The sequence below is a fragment of the Streptomyces sp. NPDC001027 genome (assembly GCF_040299045.1).
Lineage (GTDB): Bacteria > Actinomycetota > Actinomycetes > Streptomycetales > Streptomycetaceae > Streptomyces.
The window spans coordinates 1-5598 of record NZ_JBEPBI010000367.1 but is presented as its reverse complement, the minus strand read 5'-3'; the positions used below and the strand labels follow the sequence as shown (position 1 = coordinate 5598).

The following is a 5598-nucleotide window of genomic DNA, read 5'->3' as shown; positions in this document are numbered from 1 at the left end:
ACCGCGACCACTCCCCCGGCCCCGCTGACCGCCGACACCAGGTACGCCCTCTACGGGTGGACAGAGGACAACTCGTGGTCGTCGACGAGCGTCGCCTTCACGCTGGCCGACCGTGATCGGCTCACCCCGGGGACGGTCCTCTACCGGAGCGTCTCCGACGACGGTGTGGAGTCCACCGCCACCGTCCCCGTCGCCGAGTTCGAGCGCGAAGCCTGCCGGCCCGACTGAAGCCACGTTGTGGCCCTTGGGGCAGGGAGTAATGCCTGCGGCGCAGCTCGAACGCGTCAGTCGGAGCGCAGCCGGGCGGGGGCCGATCTAGGCTGGAAGCAGCCGCTGGAATCCAGCCCTGACGGGCACGGCTGTCCGGACGGAGGCTTGGTGCGTGAAGATGGCCGACGAACAGGATGCCCCCACAGCCGCTGTCGTAGTGGACCTGGACGGCACGGTGAGCGGCTGGAGCCAGGGGGGCAGTCTCCTGCTGGGCTGGACGGCGGAGGACACCGTCGGGCGTCCCCTGACCGACCTGCTGGTCGAGCCCTCGCCACCCGGCCTCCTCGACGACCATGACGCCGGGCCCGACGACGCCACGGGGTCCATTCCCCTGCGTCACCGGGACGGCTCCACGGTGGACGCCGTGGTGACCGCCCACGCACTGCTCGGCCCCGACGGACGGGCGCTGGGCCGCGTGGTGACCATGCAGCGGTGGGGACGCCGCCCGGTGATCGCTGACCGGGCCTTCGAGCAGTCCCCCTTCGCTCTCGGCGTCTACGACCCCGAGCTGCGGTTCCTGTGGATCAACGCCTCCTCGGGCCGGGTGATCGCGCACTCCGAGGAACAGGTGCTCGGCAAGAGATACCGCGAGGTGTTTCCCGAATTCGACCGCACGCTGTTTCCCGAAAGGGACGACAAGCCCTACACCGACGCTCTCGCGGAAGTGGTGAGAACGGGCGAGGCCACACGTCTCATCACCGTCTTCCGCTCCCTGGGCAGTGACTACGCCCATGCCTGGGCCACCAGCATCTGGCCGGTCCGTGATGCCGAGGGCAGGGTCCGCGCGGTCGCCAACTGGGGATTCGACATGAGCGCCGAGTACTGGGCCCGGCAGCGTCTGCTCCTCCTCAACCAGGCCAGCGGCGGCATCGGCCGGACACTCGACGTGATCGGCACCGCCGGGGAACTCGCCAGGACCCCGGTGCCGGGATTCGTCGACCTCGTCAGCGTGGATCTGTTCGAGGAGGTGCTGCACGGCGACGAACCGCCCTCCGCGTCCGCGTTCACCCCCGCCGAGACGATCACGCTCAGCCGTGCCGCCCAGCACAGCGCGAAGGAGGACGCAGACCGGGCGCCCGGACCCACGACGCAGGTCACGCACGCTCCCGGTTCCGTCGCCGCCCGCTGCATGGCCACCGGCCTGTCCACGGTCGAGCTCGCCGTCGAGCCCGGCGAGGGCGGCGAGTGGGCCTTCGGGCCGGGGCTCGCCGCGGACCCGGCGCACTGGCCGCCGGGCAACCCGGTGATCGACGAGTCCCTCGCCGCGGACGGTTTGACCGGCCGGATCACCGTGCCGCTCCGGGCGCGCGGCGCGCTGCTCGGCGTCGTCGCCTTCTCCCGGCTCGACCGGCCCGAGGCCTTCACCGCCGACGACCTGATCCTTGCCGAGGAGCTGACCGCCAAGGCCGCCGTCGCCATCGACAACGCCCGCCGGTACTCGCGGGAGCGCACGACCGCGTTGACCCTGCAACGCAGCCTGCTGCCGCAGGGGTTGCCGAATCAGGAGGCGGTCGAGGTGGCGTCGCGCTACCTGCCCGGCGGGACCGGCACGGAAGTCGGCGGCGACTGGTTCGACGTCATTCCGCTGTCCGGCGCCCGGGTCGCCCTGGTCGTCGGCGATGTCGTGGGCCACGGTCTGCACGCCTCGGCCAGCATGGGCCGGCTGCGCACGGCGGTCCGCACCCTCGCCGACGTCGACCTGCCACCGGACGAGCTGCTGACCCATCTGGACGACCTGGTCCTCCACCTCGCCAGCGACCTCCGGCCCGACAGTCACTTCCAGCCGACGGGCGAGTCCGGCGCCACCTGCCTGTACACCGTCTACGACCCCGTTTCGCGGCGCCTCACGCTGGCGAGCGCCGGCCATCCCCTGCCGTTGATCATCTCTCCCGACGGCGCCAGGACCCCGGTACCCGCCCCTCCCGGTCCGCCGCTGGGCATCGGCGGACTGCCTTTCGAGGCCGCGGAGTTCGAGCTGCCGGAGGGCAGTCTGCTCGCCCTCTACACCGATGGACTGCTGGAGAGCCGCGAACGCGACGTCGACCAGCGACTCGCCGAACTGCAGCGCGCCCTGAACCACTCGGTCACGCCTCTGGAAGTCCTGTGCGACGCGGTGGTCGACGCCATGCTTCCCGAACGCCGCACCGACGACGCGGCTCTGCTGCTCGCTCGCACCCACGCGCTCGCTCCCCAGCACGTCGCCGACTGGGACGTCGAGCCCGACACCGAACAGGTGCCGCGCGCCAGGAAGTTCGCCGTCGACCAGGTGGACGCCTGGGGTCTGGAGGAGGCGGCGTTCGTCACCGAACTGGTCGTCAGCGAGCTGGTCACCAATGCCATCAGATACGGCGAGCCGCCGATCCGGCTACGCCTCATTCGCGACACGTCTCTGATCTGCGAGGTCTCCGACGCCAGCAGCACCGCTCCGCACCTGCGCCGGGCCCGCGCGTTCGACGAGGGCGGCCGGGGCCTGCTGCTCGTCGCCCAGCTCACCCAGGGATGGGGGACGCGGCACACCAGCAACGGCAAGACCATCTGGTGCGCGGTGCGGCTTTGACGGGGTGAAGGCCCGGCGCAGGTCGGGCCGGTCTCGTCCGGCTGTCGCATCGCATCTCTCACGCGTCCGCGCGGCGCCGAGCCGGAGCTGCATCCGATGTTCGACGGATCGTCAAGTCGCTTACCAGCAAAAAATCGTTCACGAAAGATCAAGGATTTCGTGTCGGAAGTCTAGACACCGGCGATGCTCGTGTCCGTTAATCCATCCCATGTATCAGCGGACCGGATCGATGGGACCGAGACCCCTGGCACCGCGTCGGCAGCAGTCCAGCCCGTGACGGGCCGCATCCGGCCGCCGGCCCCATGAGCCGACACATCGACGACCAAGCTGCCGCCCCCTCCTCACCGAAGGATGCACCATGGCCTCCTCCGTCAGCAGACGACGCCTCCTGCAAGCAGCCGGGGCGGCCGCCGCCGCCTCTGCCACCGGGCCCCTCATCGGCGCGACTCCCGCCCACGCGGCCGTCCCTCCCGCAAGGGCCGACATCGGGGTCACGGCGTACCCCTTCGACCTCGGCCAGGTCCGGCTCACCGCGAGCCGGTGGCTGGACAACCAGGACCGGACCCGGAACTACCTGCGGTTCGTCGACGTCGACCGACTGCTGTACAACTTCCGCGCCAACCACCGTCTGTCCACCAACGGCGCGGCCGCCACCGGCGGTTGGGACGCGCCGACGTTCCCCTTCCGCACCCACGTCCAAGGGCACTTCCTCACGGCATGGGCTCAGCTGTACGCCGCGACCGGGGACACCGTCTGCCGGGACAAGGCGACCACCATGGTCGCGGAACTGGCCAAATGCCAGGCCAACAACAGCGCCGCCGGTTTCAGCGCCGGATACCTCTCCGGCTACCCGGAGTCCGACTTCACCGCTCTCGAGCAGCGGACCCTGACCAACGGCAACGTGCCCTACTACACCGTCCACAAGACCCTGGCCGGCCTCCTGGACGTATGGCGCCACATCGGCAGCACCCAGGCCCGTGACGTGCTCCTCGCCCTGGCCGGGTGGGTCGACGGGCGTACCGGACGGCTCAGCGGCCAGCAGATGCAGGCCATGCTGGGAACCGAGTTCGGCGGCATGAACACCGTGCTGACCGATCTCTACCAGCAGACGGGCGACGCCCGGTGGCTCACCGTGGCCCAACGGTTCGACCACGCCGCGGTGTTCGACCCCCTGGCGTCCGGCCAGGACCGGCTCAGCGGACTGCACGCCAACACGCAGGTGCCCAAGTGGATCGGGGCCGCCCGGGAGTACAAGGCCACCGGCACGACCCGCTACCGGGACATCGCCGCCAACGCCTGGAACATCACCGTCAACTCGCACACCTACGCCATCGGCGGCAACAGCCAGGCGGAGCACTTCCGCGCCCCGAACGCCATCGCCGGCTATCTGAACAACGACACCTGCGAAAGCTGCAACACCTTCAACATGCTCTGCCTCACCCGGGAGCTGTTCGCCCTGGACCCGAACCGGGCCGCGCTGTTCGACTACTACGAGCGGGCGTGGCTGAACCAGATGATCGGCCAGCAGAACCCGGCCGACGACCACGGCCACGTCACCTACTTCACCCCCCTCAACCCGGGAGGCCGACGGGGTGTGGGCCCGGCGTGGGGCGGCGGCACCTGGAGCACCGACTACGGCACCTTCTGGTGCTGCCAGGGCACGGGCCTGGAGATGCACACCAGGCTGATGGACTCCATCTACTTCCGCACCGACGACACGCTGATCGTGAACCTGTTCGTGCCTTCGGTGCTCACCTGGTCGGAGCGCGGAATGACGGTCACCCAGACCACGTCGTTCCCCGACAGCGACACCACCACCCTCCAGGTCACGGGCAACGCCGGCGGAACCTGGGCGATGCGCATCCGCATCCCGAGCTGGACCACCGGGGCCACCGTCAGCGTCAACGGCGTCGCCCAGTCCATCGCCACCGCCCCAGGCAGCTACGCCACCCTGAACCGCTCCTGGGCGTCCGGCGACACGGTCACCGTCCGCCTGCCCATGCGGATCGTGATGCGCGCGGCCAACGACAACGCGAACGCCGCCGCGATCACCTACGGCCCGGTGGTCCTGTCCGGCAACTACGGTGACGCCTCGCTCAGTTCCCTTCCCTCGCTGAACACGTCCTCGATCACCCGCACCAGCAGCAGCACGCTCGCCTTCACCGCCACCGCCAACGGCTCCACCGTCAACCTGGGCCCGTTCCACAACGCGCACGGCCACAACTACACCGTCTACTGGAACACCGGCGCCGCCACCGTTCGGCTGGCCAACGCGGGCAGCGGTCTCGTGCTGGGCATCCAGAACATGTCGACGGCCGACGGCGGCCGCGCCCTGCAGTGGAACGACTCGGGCACCGCCGATCACAACTGGGAGATGATCACCGACGGAAACGCGGTCCGCTTCCGCAACGCCAACAGCGGCAAGGTGCTCGGCATCCTGGACATGTCCACGGCGGACGGGGCCACCGTGCTGCAGTGGTCGGACAACGGCACCGCCGACCACCGATGGACGCTGCTCGACCAGGGCGACGGGACCTACAAGATCCGCAACGTGAACAGCGGCAAGCTGCTCGCCATCGCGAACAACTCCACCGCCGTCGGGGCGTTCGCGGTCCAGGACGCGGACGACGGCACCGCCGACAACCGCTGGCGCATCCTGCGGAGTTGAGGTCCGCCGCCCAGCGGAACCTGACAGCGCATCGCCCTTCAGTCTGCTCGACGCCTCGAATCTCGTTCGACATGTCGGACGTCAGGATCGAGTGCCGCTCACC

2 protein-coding genes and 1 pseudogene are annotated in these 5598 nt (G+C 69.9%); all 3 read left to right on the top strand.

The window, feature by feature from the left end:
* Positions 1–228: pseudogene (locus tag ABT300_RS40675) on the top strand (hypothetical protein); the annotation flags it as partial.
* Positions 229–388: 160 nt separating this feature from the next.
* The gene (locus ABT300_RS40670) at positions 389–2827 is read left to right on the top strand and encodes a SpoIIE family protein phosphatase (protein ID WP_351687226.1); all 2439 of its coding nucleotides are present in this window, start codon (positions 389–391) and stop codon (positions 2825–2827) included.
* A gap of 358 nt (positions 2828–3185) precedes the next feature.
* Positions 3186–5495, top strand: a complete 2310-nt coding sequence (locus ABT300_RS40665; RefSeq protein ID WP_351687223.1) for a beta-L-arabinofuranosidase domain-containing protein — start codon at positions 3186–3188, stop codon at positions 5493–5495.
* Positions 5496–5598 lie beyond the last annotated feature (103 nt).

Bases quoted from the DNA above. Each gene is read 5' to 3' on its own strand.
- ABT300_RS40670 (WP_351687226.1), top strand. From the start codon at position 389: ATGGCCGACGAACAGGATGCCCCCACAGCCGCTGTCGTAGTGGACCTG.
- ABT300_RS40665 (WP_351687223.1), top strand. From the start codon at position 3,186: ATGGCCTCCTCCGTCAGCAGACGACGCCTCCTGCAAGCAGCCGGGGCG.